Source organism: Dechloromonas agitata is5 (assembly GCF_000519045.1).
In the GTDB taxonomy this organism is placed as follows: Bacteria; Pseudomonadota; Gammaproteobacteria; order Burkholderiales; family Rhodocyclaceae; genus Azonexus; species Azonexus agitatus.
The window spans coordinates 966,665-990,046 of record NZ_KI912532.1 but is presented as its reverse complement, the minus strand read 5'-3'; the positions used below and the strand labels follow the sequence as shown (position 1 = coordinate 990,046).

General features: G+C 65.4%; 21 protein-coding genes. 13 read left to right on the top strand and 8 right to left on the bottom strand.

Features of this window, described 5'->3' with window-relative positions; genetic code table 11:
• Together K420_RS0104940 and K420_RS19610 are read left to right on the top strand one after the other, a co-directional pair.
• Complete coding sequence (locus tag K420_RS0104940) at positions 1-2,973, top strand: class I SAM-dependent DNA methyltransferase (RefSeq protein WP_232422734.1); 2,973 nt, start codon at positions 1-3, stop codon at positions 2,971-2,973.
• A gap of 200 nt (positions 2,974-3,173) precedes the next feature.
• Positions 3,174-5,048, top strand: coding sequence for a WSC domain-containing protein (locus K420_RS19610; RefSeq protein ID WP_051452958.1), 1,875 nt, complete (start codon positions 3,174-3,176; stop codon positions 5,046-5,048).
• Positions 5,049-5,258: 210 nt separating this feature from the next.
• Here the strand turns inward: K420_RS19610 and K420_RS0104930 are convergent, their stop codons facing one another.
• The 4 genes from K420_RS0104930 to K420_RS0104915 form a co-directional block, all read right to left on the bottom strand.
• Positions 5,259-6,263 carry a Fic family protein gene (locus K420_RS0104930; protein ID WP_198293798.1) on the bottom strand — a complete coding sequence of 335 codons (1,005 nt, stop codon included), beginning with the start codon at positions 6,261-6,263 and terminating at the stop codon, positions 5,259-5,261.
• A gap of 313 nt (positions 6,264-6,576) precedes the next feature.
• The gene (locus K420_RS0104925) at positions 6,577-7,020 is read right to left on the bottom strand and encodes a nucleoside deaminase (protein ID WP_027457078.1); all 444 of its coding nucleotides are present in this window, start codon (positions 7,018-7,020) and stop codon (positions 6,577-6,579) included.
• A gap of 50 nt (positions 7,021-7,070) precedes the next feature.
• Positions 7,071-7,295 carry a hypothetical protein gene (locus K420_RS0104920; RefSeq protein ID WP_027457077.1) on the bottom strand — a complete coding sequence of 75 codons (225 nt, stop codon included), beginning with the start codon at positions 7,293-7,295 and terminating at the stop codon, positions 7,071-7,073.
• An 87-nt stretch (positions 7,296-7,382) separates the two neighbouring features.
• Positions 7,383-8,456, bottom strand: a complete 1,074-nt coding sequence (locus tag K420_RS0104915) for a carboxysome shell carbonic anhydrase domain-containg protein (protein WP_027457076.1) — start codon at positions 8,454-8,456, stop codon at positions 7,383-7,385.
• Positions 8,457-8,647: 191 nt separating this feature from the next.
• Between K420_RS0104915 and K420_RS0104910 the strand changes: the two genes are divergently transcribed.
• Genes K420_RS0104910 through K420_RS0104890 form a run of 5 tightly spaced genes read left to right on the top strand, consistent with a single transcriptional unit; the run spans position 8,648 to position 12,822 of the window.
• A complete protein-coding gene (locus tag K420_RS0104910; protein WP_027457075.1) occupies positions 8,648-9,640 on the top strand; it encodes a sulfate ABC transporter substrate-binding protein in 993 nt (330 codons plus the stop codon).
• Between the two features lie 8 nt (positions 9,641-9,648).
• Complete coding sequence (locus K420_RS18185) at positions 9,649-10,461, top strand: EAL domain-containing protein (protein WP_051452957.1); 813 nt, start codon at positions 9,649-9,651, stop codon at positions 10,459-10,461.
• The gene (cysK, locus tag K420_RS0104900) at positions 10,458-11,390 is read left to right on the top strand and encodes a cysteine synthase A (protein ID WP_027457074.1); all 933 of its coding nucleotides are present in this window, start codon (positions 10,458-10,460) and stop codon (positions 11,388-11,390) included. The genes K420_RS18185 and cysK overlap by 4 nt, the downstream gene beginning before the upstream one ends.
• Entirely contained in the window at positions 11,387-12,517 is a 1,131-nt protein-coding gene (locus tag K420_RS0104895; protein WP_027457073.1) for a MalY/PatB family protein, read from the top strand. The genes cysK and K420_RS0104895 overlap by 4 nt, the downstream gene beginning before the upstream one ends.
• 8 nt (positions 12,518-12,525) lie before the next feature.
• Positions 12,526-12,822 carry a hypothetical protein gene (locus tag K420_RS0104890; protein WP_157275005.1) on the top strand — a complete coding sequence of 99 codons (297 nt, stop codon included), beginning with the start codon at positions 12,526-12,528 and terminating at the stop codon, positions 12,820-12,822.
• Positions 12,823-12,828: 6 nt separating this feature from the next.
• On the opposite strand, the gene K420_RS0104885 is transcribed toward K420_RS0104890, so the two are convergent.
• The gene (locus K420_RS0104885; RefSeq protein ID WP_027457071.1) at positions 12,829-13,404 is read right to left on the bottom strand and encodes a 5-formyltetrahydrofolate cyclo-ligase; all 576 of its coding nucleotides are present in this window, start codon (positions 13,402-13,404) and stop codon (positions 12,829-12,831) included.
• 14 nt (positions 13,405-13,418) lie between these two features.
• On the opposite strand from K420_RS0104885, the gene K420_RS0104880 reads away from it, so the two are divergent.
• From K420_RS0104880 to K420_RS0104865, 4 genes are all read left to right on the top strand, one after another.
• The gene (locus K420_RS0104880; RefSeq protein WP_027457070.1) at positions 13,419-15,344 is read left to right on the top strand and encodes a lytic transglycosylase domain-containing protein; all 1,926 of its coding nucleotides are present in this window, start codon (positions 13,419-13,421) and stop codon (positions 15,342-15,344) included.
• Between the two features lie 6 nt (positions 15,345-15,350).
• The gene (locus K420_RS0104875; RefSeq protein WP_027457069.1) at positions 15,351-17,417 is read left to right on the top strand and encodes a DUF1631 family protein; all 2,067 of its coding nucleotides are present in this window, start codon (positions 15,351-15,353) and stop codon (positions 17,415-17,417) included.
• 204 nt (positions 17,418-17,621) lie between these two features.
• Positions 17,622-18,584 (top strand): complex I NDUFA9 subunit family protein, encoded by a 963-nt coding sequence (locus K420_RS0104870; protein ID WP_027457068.1) that lies wholly within the window; start codon positions 17,622-17,624, stop codon positions 18,582-18,584.
• 17 nt (positions 18,585-18,601) lie between these two features.
• Positions 18,602-19,840, top strand: a complete 1,239-nt coding sequence (locus K420_RS0104865; RefSeq protein WP_027457067.1) for a multifunctional CCA addition/repair protein — start codon at positions 18,602-18,604, stop codon at positions 19,838-19,840.
• Here the strand turns inward: K420_RS0104865 and K420_RS0104860 are convergent.
• The gene (locus tag K420_RS0104860; protein WP_027457066.1) at positions 19,805-20,002 is read right to left on the bottom strand and encodes a DUF2905 domain-containing protein; all 198 of its coding nucleotides are present in this window, start codon (positions 20,000-20,002) and stop codon (positions 19,805-19,807) included. The genes K420_RS0104865 and K420_RS0104860 overlap by 36 nt on opposite strands.
• Positions 20,003-20,054: 52 nt before the next feature.
• On the opposite strand from K420_RS0104860, the gene K420_RS0104855 reads away from it, so the two are divergent.
• Positions 20,055-20,861: an alpha/beta hydrolase gene (locus tag K420_RS0104855; protein ID WP_027457065.1), complete on the top strand. Its 807-nt coding sequence runs from the start codon at positions 20,055-20,057 to the stop codon at positions 20,859-20,861.
• Here K420_RS0104855 and K420_RS0104850 read toward each other — a convergent pair.
• Positions 20,851-21,069: a YjfB family protein gene (locus K420_RS0104850; RefSeq protein WP_232422733.1), complete on the bottom strand. Its 219-nt coding sequence runs from the start codon at positions 21,067-21,069 to the stop codon at positions 20,851-20,853. The two genes, K420_RS0104855 and K420_RS0104850, sit on opposite strands and share 11 nt — an antisense overlap.
• 36 nt (positions 21,070-21,105) lie before the next feature.
• On the opposite strand from K420_RS0104850, the gene K420_RS0104845 reads away from it, so the two are divergent.
• Positions 21,106-22,077: a hypothetical protein gene (locus K420_RS0104845; protein ID WP_027457063.1), complete on the top strand. Its 972-nt coding sequence runs from the start codon at positions 21,106-21,108 to the stop codon at positions 22,075-22,077.
• 15 nt (positions 22,078-22,092) lie between these two features.
• On the opposite strand, the gene K420_RS0104840 is transcribed toward K420_RS0104845, so the two are convergent.
• Positions 22,093-23,253, bottom strand: a complete 1,161-nt coding sequence (locus tag K420_RS0104840; protein WP_027457062.1) for a class I SAM-dependent methyltransferase — start codon at positions 23,251-23,253, stop codon at positions 22,093-22,095.
• Between the last annotated feature and the right edge of the window lie 129 nt (positions 23,254-23,382).

Sequence of the window (23,382 nt, the reverse complement as noted above, 5' to 3'; positions counted from 1 at the left end):
ATGCTAGCCCGGAAACGGCCCCTCCGCCGCCTTCCCACCGCCGTCCGCCATTTCCCCAATCCCATCGGCATCGCTACACTGCAGCCTTTCCCCGCCGCCCGCCGCGCCATGACCCCCGAACAATTCATCGCCACCTGGAAGAACAACCCGCTCACCGAACGCGCCGGCGCCCAGGCCCATTTCGACGACCTCTGCGATCTGCTCGGCGTGGCCAAACCGCGCGACCCCGACAACTACTGCTTCGAGCGCGGCGCCAAGAAGGCCAATGGCGGCGACGGCTGGGCCGATGTCTGGAAGCGCGGCCACTTCGGCTGGGAGAACAAGAAACCCGGCCGCGACCTCAACGCCGCTCTCAAGCAGCTCACTGACTACGCCCTGCAACTCGACAACCCGCCGCTGCTCGTCGTTTGCGACCGCGAGCGCATCGTCATCCACACCGCCTTCACCGGCTACCCCGACGAACCGCGCGAAATCCGTATCGACGACCTCGTCGAGCCGGAAAAACGCCAGCTCCTCGCCTGGGTCTTCACCGACCCCGAAAAGCTGCGCCCCGAGAAATCCACCGCCGCCATCACCGCCCAGGCCGCCGGCCAGTTCGCCCAGCTCGCCGCCGCCATGCGCGAGCGCGGCTGCAGCGGCGATGCCGTCGCGCACTTCCTCGTCCAGTGCCTGTTCTGCATGTTCGCCGAAGACGAACAACTGCTCCCCGCCGGCATCTTCACCGACCTGCTCAAAAACGCCGGCAGCGACACCGACAAAGCCGCCCGCCGCATCGAAAAACTGTTCACCGCCATGCAGCAAAAAGGCGGCGACTACGGCGACCACGACATCGCCTGGTTCAACGGCGGCCTGTTCAAAACCATCGCCGTTCCCCCGCTCACCGCCGCCGACCTGCAACAACTCAACCGCGCCGCCAGCGACATGGACTGGCGCGCCATCGACCCCACCATCTTCGGCACCCTCTTCGAACGCGGCCTCGACCCCGCCGCCCGCGCCCCGCTCGGCGCCCACTACACCGACACTGGCACCATCCAGAAACTCATCCAACCGCTGATCAGCGAGCCGCTCGCCGCTGAATGGGCAACCGTCCGAAACGCCCTACTGGCGGGCGTTTCCGGCGGCCAGAAAAGCAGGCAGGGCAAGGCTTCCCGGGCGGCCTACCAAGGCTTCCTGCTCCGCCTCAACCACTACCGCGTCCTCGACCCGGCCTGTGGCAGCGGCAACTTCCTCTACCTCGCCCTCAAAGCCCTGCGCGACATCGAAAAACGCGCCCACATCGACGCCCAGGAACTCGGCCTGCAACCCGAACTCACCATGCAGACCGGCCCCCACAACATCCTCGGCCTCGAAATCAACGAATTCGCCGCCGAGCTGGCGCGCGTCACCGTCTGGATCGGCGACATCCAGTGGTGCCGCCGCAACGGCTACCCGCACGCCCTCAACCCCATTCTCAAACCGCTCGACGGCATCGAACACCGTGACGCCCTGCTCAACCCGGACGGCAGTGAAGCCGAATGGCCGGCCGCCGATGTCATCGTCGGCAACCCGCCGTTTCTGGGCGACAAGGTCATGCGCAGCGAACTCGGCGCCAGCTACGTCGAAACGCTGCGCAAAACCTACGACGGCCGCGTGCCGGGCGGCGCCGACCTCGTCACCTACTGGTTCGAAAAAGCCCGCGCCCAGATTGAAGCTGGCAAGCTGCAAGCCGCCGGCCTCGTTTCAACCAACTCCATCCGCGGCGGCGCCAACCGCAAGGTGCTGGAACGCATCGTCGACACCACGCGCATTTTCGAGGCGTGGAGCGATGAGGAATGGGTGAATGACGGCGCCGCCGTGCGGGTTTCGCTGGTGGGATTCGGGCCGCTTTTGCCGGTTGCCCGGGGAAGTCGGCTGGATGGGGCTGCGGTGGGAGACATTCACGCCGATCTAAGCGCCGGCGATGGCCTCAACCTGACAACGGCAGTAACACTGCCCGAAAATCGCGGCGTATCTTTCATTGGCGGCATGAAAAAGGGTTCGTTCGACTTACCCGGCGAAACAGGCCGCAGTTGGCTGGGAATGGGCGGAAACCCCAATGGCCGGCCCAATTCCGACGTTCTTCGGCCATGGGTTAATGGGCTGGACATTACTCGCCGACCTATGGATGCATGGATCGTCGATTTTGGCGTGGATATGGCGCTCCCTGATGCCAGCCTCTATGAGCAGCCATTCAGCCACGTTCAAACAAACGTGAAACCCGCTCGCGATGCAGTAAACAATCCGCTTGAACGCGAACGCTGGTGGCTGCACGCCCGTTCTGCACCCGACTTACGCAAAGCCACAAAAGGCTTGGCGCGCTTTATCGGAACGGCACGCGTCGCCAAGCACCGGCTTTTTGTCTGGATCAAGCCTCCGGTAATTTGCGATGGCCAAGTCGTCGTCATCGCCCGTGCCGACGACCTCACCTTTGGCATCCTGCATTCCCGCTTCCACGAACTCTGGTCGCTGCGCCTCGGCACCTCGCTCGAAGACCGGCCGCGCTACACCCCGACCACCACCTTCGAAACCTTCCCCTTCCCGGCCGGCATGACCCCGCGCGACACCGTCCCCAAGACCGGGCAGGCCACGCCGCCCTGCATGGCCGGCGACATCCTGGCCGAAAACATCGCCGCCGCCGCCCGCCGCCTCAACGAACTGCGCGAAGCCTGGCTCAACCCGCCGGAGTGGGTCGATTGGGTCATCACCCCGGAAGAGGAAAAAGCCGGCTTCCCCAAGCGCCCCGTCGCCAAGCCCGGCCACGAAGCCGACCTGAAAAAGCGTACCCTGACCAACCTCTACAACGCCCGCCCCGCCTGGCTCGACATAGCCCACAAAGCCCTCGACAGAGCCGTCGCCGCCGCCTACGGCTGGACGGACTACACCCCCGAGATGTCCGACGAAGAAATCCTCCGCCGCTTGCTGGCACTGAATCTGGAGCGGGCAAACCCAGTCTGACAGCAGCGGGCACGACGTGCCACTGGAGAGCCTGCGGCAGCCCCAACAAGCCATTGACAATATTCCATTGGCAACCTATCAAGAATAAAGGGGTTAGACGCACGATTAGCGCGGCTTGCCCGGTTTGATGCTTGCCAACAGAGCGAATGCTCGATAACGCGATTCCGGTTTTCCGGTAAATGGCGAAAAGGGGAGGTTTTATGACGACACTGACCCGTGTTTTCAAGGGCGGCTTGCTTGCGGCGGCACTTGCCTGTTCATGCCAGGTTTGGGCCGGCACACCGCCCGGCGGCTGGGTGTCGCGCACATCGCCTACCACCCAGGATTTGAATGGCATCGTATTCGGGAACGGCACGTTTGTTGCCGTCGGCAACAACGGCGCGGTGCTGACTTCGTCGGACGGCATTAGCTGGGCGCAGCGCGCGTCTGGCACATCGCGCCATCTCGCGGCGGTGGCCTTCGGCGCCAGTTCGCTGAATTTCACGGCGGTGGGCAGTTACGGAACGATCATTTTTTCCGACAACAAGGGTGCCAGTTGGGCGGCCAACAACGTCGATCCCTCTTATAACCTGTTGGGGGTCGCCAGCAAGGTCGGCGTGGGTGAGCGTTGGGTCGTGGTCGGCAATCCGAACAAGCTGCTCACCGCGACGCATCCGGCTGTTCCCTGGGGACAGGCGTCCTGGCCAAGCGGTTCTTCACCCAATGCGCTGGCCGTTGCGGGGCAAAACGCCAGCGGCACCTCGCGCTTTGTGGTCACTGGCCGCGCCGGCCAGGTGGCCACTTCGACCGACGGCAATACCTGGCAGGTGCTTTCCTGCGGGTTCAGCGACGCTATTTCCCCGGTTTCCGTCGCGGCTGACATGGGCAATATCTTCCTGGCGGCCGGTTTCGATTCGCGCAATTATTTCCTGAACCTGATCAGCATTACCGACACCAGCTGCTCGACCAAGGCGACGACGACGCGCGACCCGCTGAGCGGCATGGCCTACGGCAACGGCTATGTGGTGGGCGTGATCAACAAGCGCATCGGTTATTACGACACCGCCGGCTCCAGCGGTAATTGGACGGCGGTCAACACGCCGAATAACGCCTCGCTGAATGCGGTGGCTTACGGCAACGGCACCTTCGTCGCCGTGGGGGCTGGCGGGGCAATCGTTCAGTCTTCGCCCGCCAGCCCGTCGAGCTACGTCGGCTGCTTCAAGGACGACGAGGCCCGCGCCTTGCCGGTTCAACTGATGAGCCAGGGCGCCACGGTGGCAAGTTGTATCGCGGCTGCCAAGGCCGCCGGCTATGCCTACGCCGGCCTGCAGTACGGCGGGACTTGCTTTGCCGGGAATACGCCGGGTTACCAGCAGCTTGCGGTGGCGGATGAAAAGCAGTTTTGCAACATGCCTTGCACCGCCGCCAACGGCGATACCTGCGGCGGCAGCTGGTATAGCAGCATCCACAAGACGGGGCTCAGTGCGCCGGCGGTGGCTGAGCCAAAGTACGAGGGCTGCTATTCGGATGCGGCGAATCGCGCCCTGCCGGTGGTTCTCTCGCAATCCGGCGCGACCAAGAAGAGTTGCGTGGCCGCCGCCCGTGCCCGCGGCCTGCTCTACGCTGGCCTGCAATACGGCGGGCAGTGCTTTGCCGGCAACACCCTCGGCTATCAAAAGGCCAAACCTGAGGAAGAAGGCAGATCGTGCGGCATGAGGTGTTCGGCTGATTCGAATCAGTACTGCGGCGGCATCTGGTTCAACACGGTGTATAGCACCGGGCTGACCTTAGGCAGCCAGCCGCCGGCCGGCGCCTACCAGGGCTGTTTCGAAGACAAGGAAAACCGCGCCCTGCCGGTGGTGCTGATGCCTTCCGGCGCCACGGCGGCCTCGTGCTACAACGCCGCCAAGAATGCCGGGTATCTGTATGCCGGCCTGCAATGGCAAGGCCAATGCTACGCCGGCAATACCCTGGGCTACGCCAAGGTGCCGCAGCAGGACGAGCATAAACCAGGGAAGTGCGATACGCGCTGCACGGCCAATCAGAGCGACTGGTGCGGCGGCGGTTGGCATAACAGCATCTACAAGACCCGCTAGGCATGCCTTAACCAAGGCTACCGGGCGTTATGGCGGAATCAGGGCAGGACCGATGATTCCGCCGCGGCGCCCGGCCCTGGCCAAAAATGACCGCCATAGCCCCAGGGACAACCCAAAAAATGGATCCTGCATCCCGCAAACCGTAAACCGGGGTCAGCCCCCGCATTCCTCTTTTTCCGGTTGGCCGAGGGAAGCCTCTCGCGCGGCTTTTCAGGCGTGGGCCGATTTGATGGCTGGGTGAATGAAGCCTTCCGCTTCCAGCGCATGAATGACATTGCGCAGCAGGTAGCTGTTGGTGAAGCTGATGGTGTAGGTTCTGCTGCCTTCGGCAACCGGGCGGATCATGTGCTGGTTGACCAGTTTGGTGATCAGGTAGGTGCGTTGCCGCTGGGTCAGCGCGGGTAGTACGGCATCGACATCGGCAGCACGGAAGGTGCCTTTGGCGATGGCCATGCTGAGGACTGCTTCTTCCTGCTCGGTGAATTGCCGGCGCGCTTTGCCGTAGGCCAGCGCCGGCCGCAGGATTTTTTCCTGCAGGTAGCTGTACTGGGTGATGCGGTCGACTTTTTCAAGTTCGTTGCGGATGCCGCCGAGGACGTAGAGACACCATTTCTCCAGCCCTTCGTCGGTCCCCGCATCAGCTTCGGAGAGCATGGCGTAGTAGGCGTTGCGATCATTACAGAAGACGGCTGTGGGGTTGAGCACGCGGCCGCCGGCCTGCACGTTGAAGCCGTATTTGATGAGCATGGCGTAGCTCAAGAGACGGACGGTTCGGCCATTGCCGTTGCCGAACGGGTGTATCCAGCAAAAACGATGGTGCACGATGGCCATCTTGAGCAGGTCGTACTTGGGCGGGTCGTCATGGTTGATGAAGTAGGCAAGTTCCTGCATCAGCATGGGCACCAGTGCTGCATCGGGCGGCAGGTGGTCGGCCCCGCCGATTTGCACATTGCCGGATCGATATTGCCCCGGCGTGCTGTCGCCTTCGCGAATCAGGCCGCGCACGGTTAGCTGGTGCAGTTCGCGAATGAACATTTCGGAGATGTGGCCGTTCGCCTGGATTGCTGCCTCGACGTAATCCATCGCGCCCTCGATGTTTGTGACCTCCTGAATTTGGTCACTGGGCGTGGCGGGTGACTCGATTTTGCTTTCGATGTAATCGGCCAGGGTGGTGTGGTTGCCTTCGATCCTCGCCGAGCCGAGGCTTTCCAGCATATGGAAGATGTCTTTCAACTGGTGAAAGACAGCGGCTGGAGTGTCGCCAGCAAGCCTCAAGCGCCTGAGATGATCCAGCGCGATAACGATATCCGTTAGCGGGGAGTCAAAGCTGGGCGAAATGATGCGGAGTTTGGAATCGACAAAGCGTGGTGACATGTAATTACAAAAACAGACTGTTTATTTATACACATTCTGTTTAATTCGCCATTGAATTGCAAAGATTTTTTATAGAAAACCGAATTTTCCTAAATACAAAAATGGTAGCCCGCACTTACAACACCGGCGGACAGGAAAAGACAACTCACCTTGCTTACATGCTTTCGCCGATATCTTCGTTCCAGAGCGCCGGGTTGCGGGCGATGAATTCCTGCATCAGGGCGGTGCAAGCCGGGTCCTGGAGAACGACCACCTCGACGCCGCGCGAGCGCAACAGCGCTTCTTCGCCGAGAAACGTGGTGTGCTCGCCGACGATCACTTTCGGAATGCCGTAGAGCAGGATGGCCCCGCTGCACATCGCACACGGTGACAGCGTGGTGTACAGCACCGAAGCCTGATAGACCTCTGCCGGCTGCCGGCCGGCGTTTTCCAGGGCATCCATTTCGCCGTGGCGAATGACGCTGCCCTGCTGGATCCGCCGATTGTGCCCGCGGCCGATGATCTGTCCGCGATGGACGATGACCGACCCGATGGGAATGCCGCCTTCGGCCAGACCCTGCCGAGCCTCGTCGATGGCAGCTTGCATGAATTTGTCCATGGCCTTTCCTCGCAGCATGATTGCGGCACCGGGCGGAGAGGCCGCGCTGTTCAATCCCGCACGCGGTCGAACACCTGCGCGGCGGCATCGAGCTGGTAATCGCTGTTGGTCAGCTTGGCCACGCTGCCGAACAACTTTATGAAGTCGTCGGCGGACAACTCAACCTCGCCCGCCACCGGCAGTCGGCGCTCAGCATGTTTGCGCCGCTCGGTACAGCCGGCGGGTGGCCCATAGTCCCGAAGTCGACGATCAGCAAGGTTGCGACGGTTTTCCATTGCAGATCCGCAGGTTGTTCCAATGACCGAATCATAGGCCAGACGACATGAAGATCAAGCTCTGGCCACCGACACACTCCGCTCCCGTCACGCCGCCAGCAATTCCAGCTGCCGCGCATGCCAGTCGAGGACTGCGGTGCGCTGGGTCATGCATGCGGCGAGTTCGGGGAAATCCTCGGCGATGACGTCGGCGGCGAAGCGGGAGAGGAAACGGGCCTTGAGTTCGGCGCGCGCCCGGTCGACGCCGATTTCGTCGTAGGGCACGGAGGCGAAGAGCAGGAAGCCGTCAGCCGGAATGCGTCCGGCCTGCATGTTGCTCTTGATGATGCCGGCCGCCTTGCGCACCGGCTCGGCGAGGTTGGGGCTATAAGGGCCGATGATCAGGGCCTGGTTGGGGGTATGCAGGAAGTCGAAGCCGCGGCCGATGCAGATGGTCCATTCGCGGTGCTCGATGTCGAGCTGGCGCTCACGACGGGCGATCTGGGCCCGGATGTCGGCAATGTGCGCGAGGTTACCGGCAAGCAGGGGCAGCAGGTCGGCCCGCATTTGGGCGGGCAGGTCGGGGAGCAGGGCAGCGAGGCGGGGTTCGAGGGTGGGCTGGTCGTCGGCGCCGAGCGTTGACAGGTCGAGGCTGGCGCCGTCGTTGCCGTGCAGGGTGAGCGATTCTTCGTCGGTTTCGAAGCCGCAGACGAGCGGATAAACGGTGGCATGGCCGTGCCCGAAGATGTGCTCCATCTGCTGGCGGATCTGCTGGGTGTGGACGATGGCCGCGGCAGTGTCGTAGCCGAAGCCGGCGCAGCCGCGCCGGGGGTTGCCGCGCGACCAGTGGTAGGTGATCAGGAAGAGGATGCGCCGACCATCGCCGACCATGCGCTCGACGTGGTGGGCGACGACTTCGCCGAGGTGCGGCCAGCCGAGGTCGAACATGCCGCCGAGGTTGCGGAAGGGCATGACGATGCCAGCCGGCATGCGGGTGGCGACGGGAATGTTGATGCGCCCGTCCATGCACTTCATGACGGCGATGGCGGTGGGATGCTCGGCGAGATAACGCTGCCGTGCCAGCCAGGCATCCGGGCTGCGGAAGGCTTCGCCGTGCCGGCGGGCGAGGTCGAACAGCCAGGCAATGCGCTCAGCGATGGGCCGGTCGGGAATCGGGTTCATGTCTCCTCCGTTTGCTCTGCCGGGCGGTTTGCCCGGTGGCGGGTTGTGTCGCCATTTAACGCCGGGGGCCAGCACTTGCCAAGCAGCCCGGAAATTGTTTTGGTTATATATATGTGAAAAACAATTCTTTTTGGATATAACGCAGCCCCCTAGACTCTGCTCATCCCTTAGCGATTCGACTGGAGCCCATCATGCTGCGCAAGATCACCCTGCTCGCCACCCTAAGCTTGGGCATCGGCTTTGCCCAGGCGCAAACCACGCTGCTCAATGTGTCCTATGACCCAACGCGCGAGTTGTACAAGGATTTCAATGCCGCCTTCGCCAAACACTGGCAGGGCAAGACCGGGCAGGCCGTCCATATCCGCCAGTCGCACGGCGGCTCGGGCAAGCAGGCCTTGTCGGTGCGTGACGGCCTGGAGGCCGATGTGGTCACGCTGGCCCTGGGTTACGACATCGACGCGCTGGCCGATAAAAAACTGATCCCAGCCAACTGGCAGACGCGCTTTCCGCACAATTCCTCGCCCTACACCTCGACGGTCGTTTTCCTGGTGCGCAAGGGCAACCCGAAGGGCATCAAGGACTGGGGCGATCTGGCCCGGCCGGGGGTGGCCGTCATCACCCCGAACCCGAAGACCTCCGGCGGTGCCCGCTGGAACTACCTGGCGGCCTGGGCCTGGGCGCTGAAGCAGCCGGGCGGCGACGAGCAGAAGGCGAAGGCGTTCGTGACCGCCGTCTTCCGGAACGTGCCGGTGCTCGATTCCGGTGCGCGCGGGGCGACCACCACCTTCGTCGAGCGCGGCCTGGGCGATGTACTGATCGCCTGGGAAAACGAAGCGCAACTGGCGGTCAACGAGGTCGGCCGCGACCGCTTCGAGATCGTCGCCCCCAGCCTGTCGATCCTGGCCGAGCCGCCGGTGGCGGTGGTGGACAAGGTGGTCGAGAAGCGCGGTACCCGGCTGACCGCGCAGGCTTACCTGGATTACCTGTACTCGGAGGAGGGCCAGAACATCGTCGCCCGCCACTACTACCGGCCGCGTGACGCCAAGGTGGCGGCGAAATATGCGGCGCAGTTTCCGAAACTGAAGCTGGTCACCATCGACGAAAGCTTCGGCGGCTGGCAGAAGGCCCAGAAGACCCACTTCGCCGATGGCGGCACCTTCGACCAGATTTACCTGAAGAAGTAGGTCCTGCCATGCCCGTCGAAGACCTGATCCGCTACTTCAACGCCGCCGACGCGGCCGGCGAAAGCACCTTGTACGAGGCCGGCGACCGCGTCGAGGCCTGGCACGGCGGCCTGCACCTGGGCTCGCTGTTCCAACCCATCGTCGATCTGCGCCGCGAGCGGGTGATCGGCCACCAGGCCAGCCTCACCGTGCGCCGGACCGATGGCCGGGCACTGCCGGCCGACACCGTGTTCGCCGCCAGCCCGGACGGTCCGGGGGTGGTGCACGTCGACCGCCTGGTGCGTACCCTGCATGCCCTGAACTTCCTCGCCCAGCGCCGGCATGCCGGCGGCTATCTGCAGGTCGCGGTGCATCCGCGCCATCTGCAGGCGGTCAGCAACCAGCACGGCCTGGTATACGAAGCGATCCTGAAGCGTTGCGGCCTGGGGCCGGCCGATATCGTGCTCGCCATCGACGCCAGCGCAATCGACCCGCACGGCCCCGGTACGCAGGCCCTGGCCAACTATCGCCAGCGCGGCTACCGGCTGGCCTTGCCGGCACCGGAAGCCGCCCTCGGCCTGCCCGAGGCGCTTGCCCTGCAACCGGACATCCTGCAGGTCACCGCCGCCGACCCGACGCTGTGCGCCACGGTGCGGGCGGCCGGCGCCCTGGTCGAAGCGCGCGGCATCGATGACGGCGCGGCCTTCCGTTCCGCCCTGGCCAGCGGCGCCGACCTCGGCCTCGGGTGCCTGTTCGGCGAGCCCGCCGCTGCCTGCCATCCCACCCACGCGGCGCAGCGAGTCGCCTACAATTCCCCCTCTTCGTTTGGAGCCCACCCATGAAAATCGCCAACAACGTCACCGAACTGGTCGGCAACACCCCCCTCGTCAAGCTCAACCGCATCACCGCCGGGGCCGGCGCCACCGTCGTTACCAAGCTGGAGTTCTTCAACCCCGGGCACAGCGTCAAGGACCGCATCGCCGTCGCCATGCTCGACGCAGCCCAGGCGGCTGGCCGGATCGGCCCGGATACCGTGGTGCTGGAGCCAACGTCGGGCAACACCGGCATCGGCTTGGCCATGGTCTGCGCGGCACGGGGCATCCAGTGCGCTTTCGTGATGCCAGAGACGATGAGCCGTGAGCGCAAGCTGCTGTTGAAAGCCTACGGTGCCGAGCTGATCCTGACACCGGGAGCGGAAGGCATTGGCGGCGCCATCGCCAAGGCCAAGGCACTGGCCGAAAGCGATCCAAAATATTTCATCCCGCAGCAGTTCGATAACCCGGCCAACCCGGAAATCCATCGCCAGACGACGGCCGAGGAAATCTGGCGGGATACCGATGGGCAGGTGGATATCGTCGTGTCCGGGGTCGGCACCGGCGGCACGATCACCGGCATCGGCGAGGTGCTGAAGGCGAGAAAGCCCGGCGTCAAGATGGTGGCCGTCGAGCCGGATTCTTCGCCGGTGCTGTCCGGCGGCGAGAAAGGGCCGCACCTGATCCAGGGTCTCGGCGCCGGTTTCGTGCCGAACGTGCTGAATACCGCCATCTACGACGAAGTCATCCGCGTCAAGAACGACGATGCCTTCGCCACCGCCCGTCAGATGGCAACCGAGGAAGGCCTGCTGGTCGGCATCTCGTCCGGCGCCGCCACCTGGGCTGCGCTGCAACTGGCCAAGCGCCCGGAAAATGCCGGCAAGCTGATCGTCGTGATTATTCCGTCCTTCGGCGAGCGTTATCTGTCGACGGCGCTCTACCAGCACCTCGACGTGTGAGCTCCTTAGACACGCCCGTCGACCGGCGCGGCTCCGACTCCTTCAAGTGGGGCAAGTACGCCGGTCGCGACATCCTGCCGCTGTGGGTTGCCGATATGGATTTCGCGGCGCCCCCGGCGGTGCTGGCCGCCCTGCACCGGCGCATCGAACACGGCGTGTTCGGCTATGGCGGGCCGTGGCCTTCGCTCACGGCGTCCGTGCTCGCTCACCTGCAGGACGAGTACGGCTGGACAATCGAGCCGGAATGGCTGGTCTGGCTGCCGGGCCTGGTCACCGGCCTGAACGTCGCCTGCCGGGCGGTGGATGGCGCGGTGCTGACGGCAACACCGATCTACCCGCCCTTCCTCAGTGCGCCGCACTTTTCCGGCCGAAAGCTGAATCGCGTCGAACTGGCGCGCGATGACAATCGCTGGCACTGGGACATGGCTGCCATGCAGCAGGCGACGACGGCCGCCACGCGGCTGTTCCTGCTTTGCCACCCGCACAACCCGGTCGGCCGCTGCTGGTCGCGCGACGAACTGCTGGCCCTGGCCGACTACGCCGAGCGCCACGACCTGGTCGTCTGCTCCGACGAAATCCACTGCGGCCTGATCCTCGACCCAGACAAGCGCCACATCCCGTTCGCCAGCCTGTCGCCGGAGATCGCCCAACGCAGCATCACGCTGATGGCGCCGTCCAAGACCTTCAACATTCCCGGCCTCGGCTGCGCCTTCGCCGTAATTCCCAACCCGGCGCTGCGCCGGCAGTTCGAACGGGCCATGCACGGCATCGTGCCGCATGTGAATGTGCTCGGCCTGGCCGCCTGCGAGGCGGCCTTCCGCGACGGTGGTGACTGGCACCGCGACCTGATCACCTATTTGCGGGGCAACCGCGACCGGGTAAGCGCAAGCATCGGCAGCCTGCCCGGCCTGCGGATGGCGCCGGTCGAGGCGACCTACCTGGCGTGGATTGATGTGCGCGATTTGTGTCTGGCCAACCCGGCCGCCCATTTCGAGGCGCATGGCATCGGCCTGTCGGATGGCGCCGACTTCGGCGCCCCCGGCTGGCTGCGCCTCAATTTCGGCTGCCCGCGTGCGACGCTGGACGAAGCACTGGCCCGTTTCGAGCGGGCGGTCCGGGCGGCATAATGCCGACCATGGACGCCTACACCCTGAACCTCGTCTTCCTGTTCATCGCGCTGCTCTGCCAGGTGCTGGTCAGCGGTACCAGCGTCGAATGCTGGCTGCGCCGCGACCTGCCCCGCCAGCAACGTTTCGCCTGGCTCGCCCTGTCGCTGGCCGGACTGTTCCTCGCCTTGCACCATGGCTACGCCCTGGAACTGGCGGTACGCACCGGTCTCTACGATTTCCGTCAGGCGACGCTGACCCTGCTGGCCGGCCTGCTCGCTGCCTTCGCCGTGCATCGCTTCCGGCGGCTGGCGGAGCAGGGCTGAGGTCGCTCAGCCGATTCTGACCGCGCCAGCTTCGGTCACCAGCCAGTCCAGACGCTGGTCATGGCTTTCCGGGCGGATGGTTGGCAGACGGTTGATCTCGAAGCCGACCCCGACGGCCAGCGGGCGAGGACACAGCGCGGCCAGCGTGCGGTCGAAGTAGCCACCACCGTAGCCCAGCCGATAGCCTTCGCCGTCGAAGCCGTTGAGCGGCAGCAGGATCAGGTCGGGAATCAGCCATTCGCCGGCCATGGGCGTCGGAATGCCGTAGCGGTCGGGTTCGAGCGGCGTTTCCGGCGCCCAGTGACGGAAGGCGAGCGGAGCGCCTTCCTGCACGACGACGGGCAGCGCGGCCCGCGTGCCGTGCCTGGCCCAGCGTGGCACGATGGCCCGGACGTCCGGCTCGTGCTTGATCGGCCAGCAGAAGGCGACGACCTGCGGCGCGGGCAGGGCGGCCGCCAGATGGGCGACGATGCGCGCCGACAGCGCGTCGTGCTCGACATCGCTCAATGCCGCCCGGCGGGACACCATGTCGCGCCGCAATGCCCGGCGCCAGGCCGTGTTATCCTCGTTCGCTTCCTGCATCGCCGTAATCTAGCATGAAGTTTCGCACCCACCTCGCTCCCTTCCTGTTCGCCGTCTCGCTCGCTGTTTTTGCCCAGGATGGCGACAGTGCCTTCATCGCTGCGCGCGAGGCCTTCCGCGCCGGCAAGATCGAGCGGCTCGAGCAGGCCATTGGCCAGCTCGGCAATCATGAACTGGCCGCCTATGCCGAGAACTATCGGCTGCGCATGTGGATGGACAAGGGCGAACCGGACGGTATCCGCGACTTCCTGCAGCGCAACGAGGGCAGCTACGTCGCCGAAAAGCTGCGTGCCGACTGGATCCGCTGGCTCGGCAAGCGCGCCCTGTGGCGCGAGGTCGATGCCGAATACCCCAAGCTGCTCGCCCCCGAGCCGGATGTCACCTGCTACAGCCTGCAGGCCCGCACCGACCGCAACGGCGTACTGGCCGAGGCCGAAAAGCTCTGGCTGACCATGCTGGAGCCGCCGGAAGCCTGCCGGCCGGTGCTCGATGCGCTGGTCGCCAGCCAGGCCAAGACGGCCGACGATGTCTGGTTGCGCGCCCGCCGCCAGGTCGAGGCCAACCGCCCGGGCCAGGCCAGGACGACGCTGAATTACCTGCCGGACAGTCAGATGCCGGACAGCCGCGCCTTCGATAGCGCAGTCAACAGCGCCATGGGCTACCTGGTCAAGCAGGGTGCCGGCAACGGCAGCCGCGCCGGACGCGAGCTGGCCGCCTTCGCCATCGCCCGCCTGGCGGCCAACGACCCGCGCCAGGCCGCCGACGAACTGGAGCGCCTGAAGAACCGCCTGCAGGATGGCGAGCGCCAGTGGGCCTGGAGCCAGATCGGCCTGCAGGCCGCCAAGAAGCACCTGCCGGAAGCTGTCGACTGGTACGCCCGGGCCGGCAAGGCGCCGCTTTCCGACGAAGGCCACCAATGGAAGGTGCGTGCCGCGCTGCGCGCCCAGGAATGGGGCATCGTGCACGACAGCATCCAGGCCATGCCGGCCGAACTCGCCGCCAGGCCAGAGTGGACCTACTGGCTGGGCCGCGCGCTGCAGGCCGGCGGCCGGACCAGCGATGCCGACGCGCAATTCGGCAAGATCGCCGGCCAGCCGAATTTCTACGGCAACCTGGCCGACGAGGAACTGGGCCGTACCGTGTTGCCACCGCCCAAGGCGGCCTCCGTGACAAGCGAGGAGCAACGTGCCGCCCGCGACAACCCGGGCATCCGGCGTGCCCTGGCCTTCTTCCGCAACGACATGCGGACCGAGGCGGTGCGCGAGTGGAACTGGGCGCTGCGCGGCATGGACGACCGCCAGTTGCTGGCCGCCGCCGACCTCGCCAGGCGCAACCAGATCTGGGACCGCGCCATCAACACGGCCGACCGCACGAAAAACGAGCACGACTACACGCTGCGCTTCCTCGCCCCCTATGGCGAAACGGTGCGCCCGGCCGCCCAGAACCAGTCGCTCGACGACGCCTGGGTGTATGGCCTGATGCGTCAGGAGAGCCGCTTCATCACCAACGCCAAGTCGAACGTCGGCGCCTCCGGGCTAATGCAACTGATGCCGGCCACCGCCAAGTGGGTCGCCAAGAAGATCGGCCTGCGCGATTTCAGCCACGGCCGCGTCAACGACACCGAGACCAACGTGCTGCTCGGCACCAGCTATATGCGCCTGGTCATGGAAAACCTCGACAACCACCCGGTGCTTGCCTCGGCCGCCTACAACGCCGGCCCCGGCCGAGCCAAGAAGTGGCGTGCCGACCGGCCGCTGGAAGGCGCCATCTACGCCGAGACCATCCCGTTCAGCGAAACCCGCGACTACGTCAAGAAAGTAATGAGCAATGCGGTTTATTATTCCGCCCTGTTCAACGGCAAGCCCGATTCGTTGAAGTCCCGCCTCGGCACGGTTGGCGCCCGCACCGCTGATGCCCCCAAGGACGCCGACCTACCCTGACCGACCATGTCCATCCACGCTGACGCCTTCGACACGCTACGCAACTGTCGCAGCCTCTTCCTCAAGCATCTCGGCGCCCTGCTGCAGGATAGCCACCTGATTTCCGGCCATGCCATCGCTGCGATCCAGCAAGGCGCCGGCGCCTATTTCGACGAGGTGATCGCCAGCGACCAGCGGGTCAGCTTTGCCGAGGAAGCCCACGGCCTGACTGCCTCGCGCATCACGCTGCTCGCCGAGGACGACCTCGAACTGGGCATCCGCCTGGACAACATGACCGCCCGCCTCTTCGAGCGGACCGGTGACCTGTTGTGGAAGCTGCACCTGCGTTTCGTCACGCTGCTGCGCCGCCCGGACCTGCCGAAGAGCGACAACCCGGTCGGCCCGAAGAGCATCTGCCGGGGGCTGGACGCAATGTTCTCCGCCGCCGGTGCCAGCACCCTCGACCAGAAGCTGGAACTGCTCGACCGCATCGAGACCTACCTCGGCCAGAACCTGCCGGCCCTCTACGCCGAACTGAACGACCTGCTCGAGCGAGCGGGCGTCAATGCCGCCCAGCCGGCGATCATCACGTCGCCGGACAGCCCGACGGCGGCGCGGGAAACTGCGCCTCCCCTCTCCAGCAACGCGCTGCAGGCCCTGCAGCAGGCGCTCGCCGCCAACCTGGCGCCCGCCGCAGGCCTGGCACCGGCCGGCAGTGGTGCGGCCGCCAGCCTGCTCAGCCAGTCAGCCCTCGAACAACTGATGTTCCGCCTCGAAGCCCTGGAACGCATGGGGCGTTTCGGCCCGCCGGTCATCCCCGGCAGCCAGGCGCCGGGCGAACCGATGATGCCGGACCTCTTTGCAGAGAACCCGGCGCCGAGCGCACCGAAGATCATCCGGTCGGCCGAGTTGGGCATACCGAAGACGGCCAGCGAAAGCCTGGCCATCGACACGCTGGCCATGATCTTCGAGGCCATCCTCGATGATCCCGAGTTGCCCGATGCGCTGAAGGGCGCCATTGCCAGCCTACAGATCAAGCTGCTCAAGGTGGCAATGAAGGACAGCTCGCTGTTCACCGATGCCGGGCATCCGGCCCGCCGGGTCATCGATCGCATGGCCGAAGCGGCGCTCGGCCTGCCGCTCGACGTGCCGACCCGCCATCCGGTGTGTGCCCGCCTGCTCGAACTGGCCTCCGCACTGCGCAGCGAACCGGGCAGCGATCCGGCTGACTTCACCCCAACCATCACCGCCCTCGATGTGCTGATCGATGACCGTCGGCAACGAATGCTCGCCGGTGCCGCGCCTTACCGGCCGCTCCTCGAAACGCTCGACCGTCGTGACCGGCTTGCCGGCCAGCTGGCGGTGGTCATCGAGCGCTGTTTTGATGCGCAACCACCCGCCGCCATCGGCCGCTTCATCGACCAGACCTGGCGCCGGGTCCTGCGTGAGATCGGCCAGGAGCACGGCCCGGACAGCCGGGCCTGGCAGGAATACGTTGCCGCCATCGACGGGCTGATCTGGTCCGTCCAGCCGAAGAGCGATGCCGAGGAACGCAAGCAGCTGGCCCAGCGCGTCCCCAGCATCCTCAAGGTGCTGCGGGCAGGCATGGCACGGGTTGGCCTGACGGCGGCGGAACAGGAAGATTTTCTTGACACCTGTTTCGAATTGCAAACCCAGGCACTGCGTGCCGGCCCGCTGCCGGACGGCTCGGCCCCGGAAGCATTCATCCGCCCGGCCCCGCGCCTGCCCGAGGCGGCGGTCGCCGGCCAGCTTGCCGATGGCAACCTTGCCCTTGCCACCTTCGATTACCCCGAACATCGCCCGCCCCCCAGCCGGGCACCGGCCTGGTGTGAGGGCGACTGGCTCGCCTTCCGTATGGCGGACGGCACGCCACAAATCGCCCGGCTCTGCGCCACCAGCCCGGGCGGCCAGCGCCTGCTGCTGCTCAACCCGGAGCAGACCGTTGCCCTGGCCATGCATCCGGCCATTCTCGACAGCCAGCTGCGTGAGGGCATCGCCGCCATCCGTTCCGGCCAGTCGCTGTTTGACCACGCGGCCGGCCGGGCGCTGGGGAAAACCGGGAAATTGCCGTAAACCCAGATTGGCCGTCAGGGCCAGCACACAGGATAGCAGCCATTCTTGGGCGCCTTGCCACGGTTGCTTCGCGTCCATGGGAACCGCCATGGGCTTGGCCTGCCCGCGACAATCCGCTCACCAATCACCGCGCCAGGATCGCACGCCCGAATGGGCGATCCGGGTTAAAATCCGCGTTTTACGAAACGAATTTCCGGGGTTCACATGGCCATCAAGAAAGTCTTGCTGCTGGGGGGTAGCGGTTTCGTCGGTACCTACATCGTCAATCGCCTGTCGCAACGCGGCATCGAGGTCACCGTCCCGACCCGTCGTCGCGAACGCACCAAGGCACTGATCATCCAGCCGGGTGTCACCATGCCGGAAGCCGACGTCCGCTGCGAAAAGACCCTGACCGAGCTGATGCGTGGCCATGATGCCGTGATCAATCTGGTCGGCATCCTGCATAGCCGCGACGTTTCCCTGCCCTACAGCCGCGATTTCGCAGAGGCCCATGTCGAGCTGCCCAAGAAAATCGTCGCCGCCTGCAAGGCAACCGGTGTCCGCCGTCTGGTGCACATGAGCGCCCTCAACGCCGACGCCAAGGGCCCATCCGAATACCTGCGCTCGAAGGGCGACGGCGAAGCCATCGTACTGGCAGCCCAGGGCGAACTGGACGTGACCGTCTTCCGTCCGTCGGTCATCTTTGGTCTGGGCGACTCCTTCCTGTCCATGTTCGCCACCGTGCTCAAGAAGGTTCCCTTCTTCCCGCTCGGTTTCGGCCACGCCCGCTTCCAACCGGTGTGGGCGGCCGACGTGGCGGACGCCTTTGTCGATAGCCTGGACGATGTGAACACCTACGGCCAGGCCTACGAACTGGTCGGCCCGAAGGTCTACACACTGCGCGAACTGGTCGAGTACGCCAAGGAACTAACCGGCAGCACGGCCACCGTGATCCCGCTGTCCGAAGGCTGGGCCTATCTACAGGCCGGCCTGATGTGGCTGGCCCCGAATCCGATGCTGTCGCCGGACAACCTGCGCTCCATGGAAAAGGACAGCGTCGGCACGCCGGGCGCCGTAGCCCCGGCCGACTGGCAGCCGACCGCACTGGAATCCATTGCCCCGTCGTACATCGCGCTGAACACGCCGAAGGGCAAGCTCGACAGCTTCCGCTTCCGCGCCGGCCGCTGATCCCGCAGTTTCCGGCCGTGCAGACCTACGTCGTCGGCGGCGCCGTCCGCGATGAACTGCTCGGCCGGCCGAATGCCGACCGCGACTACGTCATCGTCGGCGCCACCCCGGAAGCCATGCTGGCACAGGGCTTCCGGCCGGTCGGCAAGGATTTCCCGGTCTTCCTGCACCCGGAAACCCATGAGGAATACGCGCTGGCCCGCACCGAGCGCAAGACGGGCCGGGGCTACCACGGCTTCGCCTTCCACGCCGCACCCGACGTTACCCTCGAAGACGATCTCGCCCGCCGCGACCTGACCATCAACGCGATGGCCAAGGCTGCCGATGGCCGCCTGATCGACCCCTTCGACGGCCAGCGCGACCTGCAGGCCAGGGTGCTGCGCCATGTCGGCCCGGCCTTTGCCGAAGATCCGGTACGCATCCTGCGCCTGGCCCGCTTTGCCGCCCGTTTCAGCGATTTCAGCGTCGCCCCGGAAACCTTGGCGCTGATGCGCGGCATGGTCGCCGACGGCGAAGTCGACCATCTGGTTGCCGAGCGCGTCTGGCAGGAACTGGCCAAAGGCCTGATGGAAGACAAGCCGTCGCGGATGATCGAGGTACTACGCGATTGTGGCGCCCTGGCCCGCCTGCTGCCCGAGGTGGACAAGCTGTTCGGTGTACCGCAACGCGCCGACTACCACCCGGAAGTCGACACCGGCATCCACACGCTGATGGTCGTCGACCAGTCGGCCCGGCGTGGTTTCGTGCTGCCGGTCCGCTTCTCGGCGCTGACGCACGATCTCGGCAAGGCGGAAACGCCGGCCGACATCCTGCCCCGCCACCTTGGCCACGAGGAACGCAGCGTCCGTCTGACCGAACAGCTGTGCGCCCGCCTGCGCGTGCCCAACGACTGCCGCGACCTCGCGCTATTGATGGCACGCTACCACGGCAATGTGCACCGCGCCGGCGACCTGAAGGCGAGCACCCTCGTCATGCTGTTCGAGAAAACCGACGCCCTGCGCCGGCCGGAGCGCTTCCGGCAGTTGCTTGAGGCCTGCCTGTGCGATTACACCGGCCGCCTGGGCTGGGAAGACCGCGCCTACGACAGTCCGCAGCGCCTGCTTGCCGCGTTGGCCGCGGTCAATGCCGTACCGGCCGGCGAGATCGCCGCCGCCTGCAGCGACAAGGGCAAGATCCCCGAGCGCATCCACGCCGCCCGTGTCCGGGCCGTCAAGCACGCCTTAAATGAGCCGGGAGAGCAGCCAGAGCAGCAGTGAGAAGATGAGGGTGGTCGCGACCGGGAACTGATAGATCCGGCCGCGAAAGCGAAAAGCAAAATCCCCCGGCAACTGGCCGAAGCGAATGAAGCGCGCCAGGTGCGGCGCGATGATGCCGAGCAGGAAAATCGCCACCACCAGCGTCAATAACCACTTCAGCATCTTGCCCGCTTCCTCCGAAAAACCGCATTAGAACACGCCCCCACCCCAGCCCATGCTAAAAACCCATCTCGTCGACGGTATCGAAGTCTTTTCCTGCCTGCCCGGCCGCAAGAACGGCAAACCGCCCCTCCTCTTCGTGCATGGCGCTTTCGCCGGCGGCTGGATGTGGACGGAAACCATCATGCCCACCCTGGCCCGGGCCGGCTACCCCTGCTACGCACTGTCGCTGCGCGGCCACGGTGGCAGCGCCGGGCGCGAGGAGATCAACTGGCACTCGGTCGCCGACTATGTCGATGACGTGAAGGCCGTCGTCGACTGGCTTGCTGCGTCACCCGTGCTGATTGGTCATTCGATGGGTGGTTTCATCGTGCAGAAATACCTGGAACATCGGCCGGCCGCCGGCGCCGCGCTGATCTGCTCGGTACCGCCGCAGGGCCTGATCGCCTCGCAGTTCCACCTGCTGTTCAGCAAACCGCACCTCTTCCTCGAACTGAACCGCATCCTGAGCGGTGAATACACCGACACCGACACCCTGCGCGAAGCGCTGTTCGCCGGCGAGGTGGACGAGGCGATGCTCGGTGCCTGGCTGACCCGCATGCAGAACGAATCGCAGCGCGCCATCCTCGACATGACGATGTTCAACCTGCCCAACCTGTTCGCCATGCACCGGCCGCCGATGCTGATCCTCGGCGCCGAGGAGGACGTGCTGGTGCCGGCCTTCCTGGTCCAGACGACGGCCCACACCTACGGCCAGAAGGCCCACATCTTCCGCCACATGGGCCACGCCGTGACCCATGAAAAGGAATGGCCGCTCGTGGCGGCCGCCCTGCAAGACTGGCTGGAAGACATCAGGCCCTGACGTCGACCGAATTGCCCAGGTTGGATGGATTGTTGTACTGCGGCGGCAAGGCCTGCAGCAGTTGCAGCGCAGACTGCTCCTGAATGTCCATCGCCTTCTTGAGGACCGAGATGCCGACCGCGTCGCCCAGCTGGGCTTGCGACAGGGCCGTGCTGAGGCTGGCCAGTGCGGTGATATCCATCTTGCGCTCGCTCCGTTTAGGACACATTATTGTTTCAGTGTAATCGACGCCGCCGAATATTCAATGAGTGACTCCGACAAGAGCAAGCAGCTTTCCGCCATCAGCGAGGCCATCCGCGCCAAGCGGGAGCGCAAGGGATCGGCGCTGCGGGATGACATCGAGGCGCTTGAAGCATCGCTGATCGCCGATATCGAGGCGTTCGACCTCGATGCGGCGGAACGCCGGGCGCGCCGTGAATACCTGGCCAACTCCGGGGCCGGCATGGTCGACCCGGAGTTGGTCTTTCCGGAGATCGTACCGCAGCGGGCTGCCGTTTCGCTCCCGCCGGGCCCGGCAACGACACCCGCCGACGAATCTGCCGCCGCCCCGCAACCCGCGGCCAGCGGTGCCAGCCTGCTCGATCAGTTGCGCCGGCAAGCCGAATTGCGCCAGCGCGAAATGCACAGTGCGCTGGCCGAACGCACGGCGATCAACGAAGCCATCGACCAGGCACTCAAGCACGTATTTTTCTTCCTGCACGAGCTGGTGCAGCAGCTGAACATCGTCAAGCCGGGGATTCCACGGGATTACCCGCTGATCGAGAAGCACCTGCTCAACAATCTGGACTGGCAGGAGGGCTTCGCCGATTACCGGACGCAGAGCCAGAGCGCCGGCGCCCTGGTCGAACTGGTGACGTTCTCCTACCACCTGAAGGGCAAGGGCTCGCTGCTCATCGAGCGCGACGGCACGGCTGTCGAGCGCTTCCGCACGACCCTGTTCGATTTCGGGCTGCCCTTCACCTGCAAGGAATTCAAGAACGAGCGCCGCTACGTCGAGCGGGCCGAATTCGACATCAGCCACGATGTCAGCGTCAGCGCCCGCTGGCGGGCCGATTTCAACCAGGGACTGATCATCCTCGAAGCGCGCAATCTCGAACGCCTGGGCAGCATGCGCTACACGCTGCGCCCGGCCGCTATCGACCAGGCCCTGCTCGACGACTTCGGTCGCCTCGTGCTCGGCCAGCCCAACCGTTTCCGGGAACTCGCCAAGCGCTGAAGCGTAGTGCGTCGCCTACAAGCGCCAGCCCTGGTCGCCGCGGGCAAAGCCGACCAATGGCTCATCGATGCCGCGTCCCACGGCGATCACCTTGAACAATTCGCCCATCTCGTGTGGTATGAGTAGGGTATTGACCGCGCCGGTGGCGCGGATGTACTCCGGCGTACCGTTGGGCAGCGCGGCCAGCAGGTCGAGAATACCGCAGTTGAGCAGGAACTGCCCCTGGCTGGTGTAGCCGAGCAGGTCAAGGCCGGCACCGTGGGCGGCGGCGATGACTGCCGTGAAATCGACATGCACCGTGACGTCCTGCAGGCCCGGTCGGTAGAACGGATCGGGATGTGCGTGGTGCCGGTAGTGGCACATCAAGGTACCGCGGCCGCGTTGCTGGTGGTAGAACTCGCGACGCGGAAAGCCGTAGTCGATGAGGAGCAGAGCACCCCGCTCCAGGCGATGCCCCCATTCCGCGGCCCAGGCCCGCACCGCCAGGCTGATTTCACTCTCGTAGCCCGGCGGCAGTTGGCATTGCTCGGCCAGTTCCTCGGCCGCCGCCAGCAAGGCACCGCTCGCCGGCCGCTCCTGCCAAATGAATTCACCGGCCGGGTCGAGGCCGACACCGCGCTCGACGACGCCTGCCTCCCGCCAGGCGACAACGTGGGCCGGCAGGGCATCGAGTAGTTCGTTGGCGACGACGGCACCGGAGAACCGTGCCGGCAGGCAATCCCGCCATTCGACGCGGGACAGCAGGTGGGGCGCCAGGGCGGCGATGGTCTGCTGCTGCCGTTCGCGCAGGTCGGCCGACAAATCGAGGATGGCATAGCGCGCCGGCAAGCAGCCCAGGCGCTCCAGTTCGAGCAGCAGGTCTGCCGCCAGTCGGCCCGAACCGGCGCCGACTTCGAGCACTTCGGGAGCCGAGGCAGCCAGCACTTGTGCCACCTGGCGGGCCAGCGCCTGGCCGAAGAGGCCGGTAATCTCCGGAGCGGTGACGAAGTCGCCAGCCGCACCAAACTTGCGTGCTCCGGCCGCGTAATAGCCCAGGGCCGGCCGATACAACGCCTGCTCCATGAAGCGGGCAAAGGAAATCCAGCCGCCGGCCGCGACGATGTCGTCGGCAATCGCCTGTTTCAGGGCCTGGCTATGGGCAAGCGCCTCGGGCGCCGGAACGGGGAGGTTATCCATCGCAAGTTCAAAAAAGGAGCGATTTTACGACCAAGGCGCTGCAAGCAGCGCGGCATGTGCTTTTTCTGGTCGGCCACACTACCTGGGGTTGCCGATGCCTGCCTCGTCAGGCAGACGCGAACTACCTGA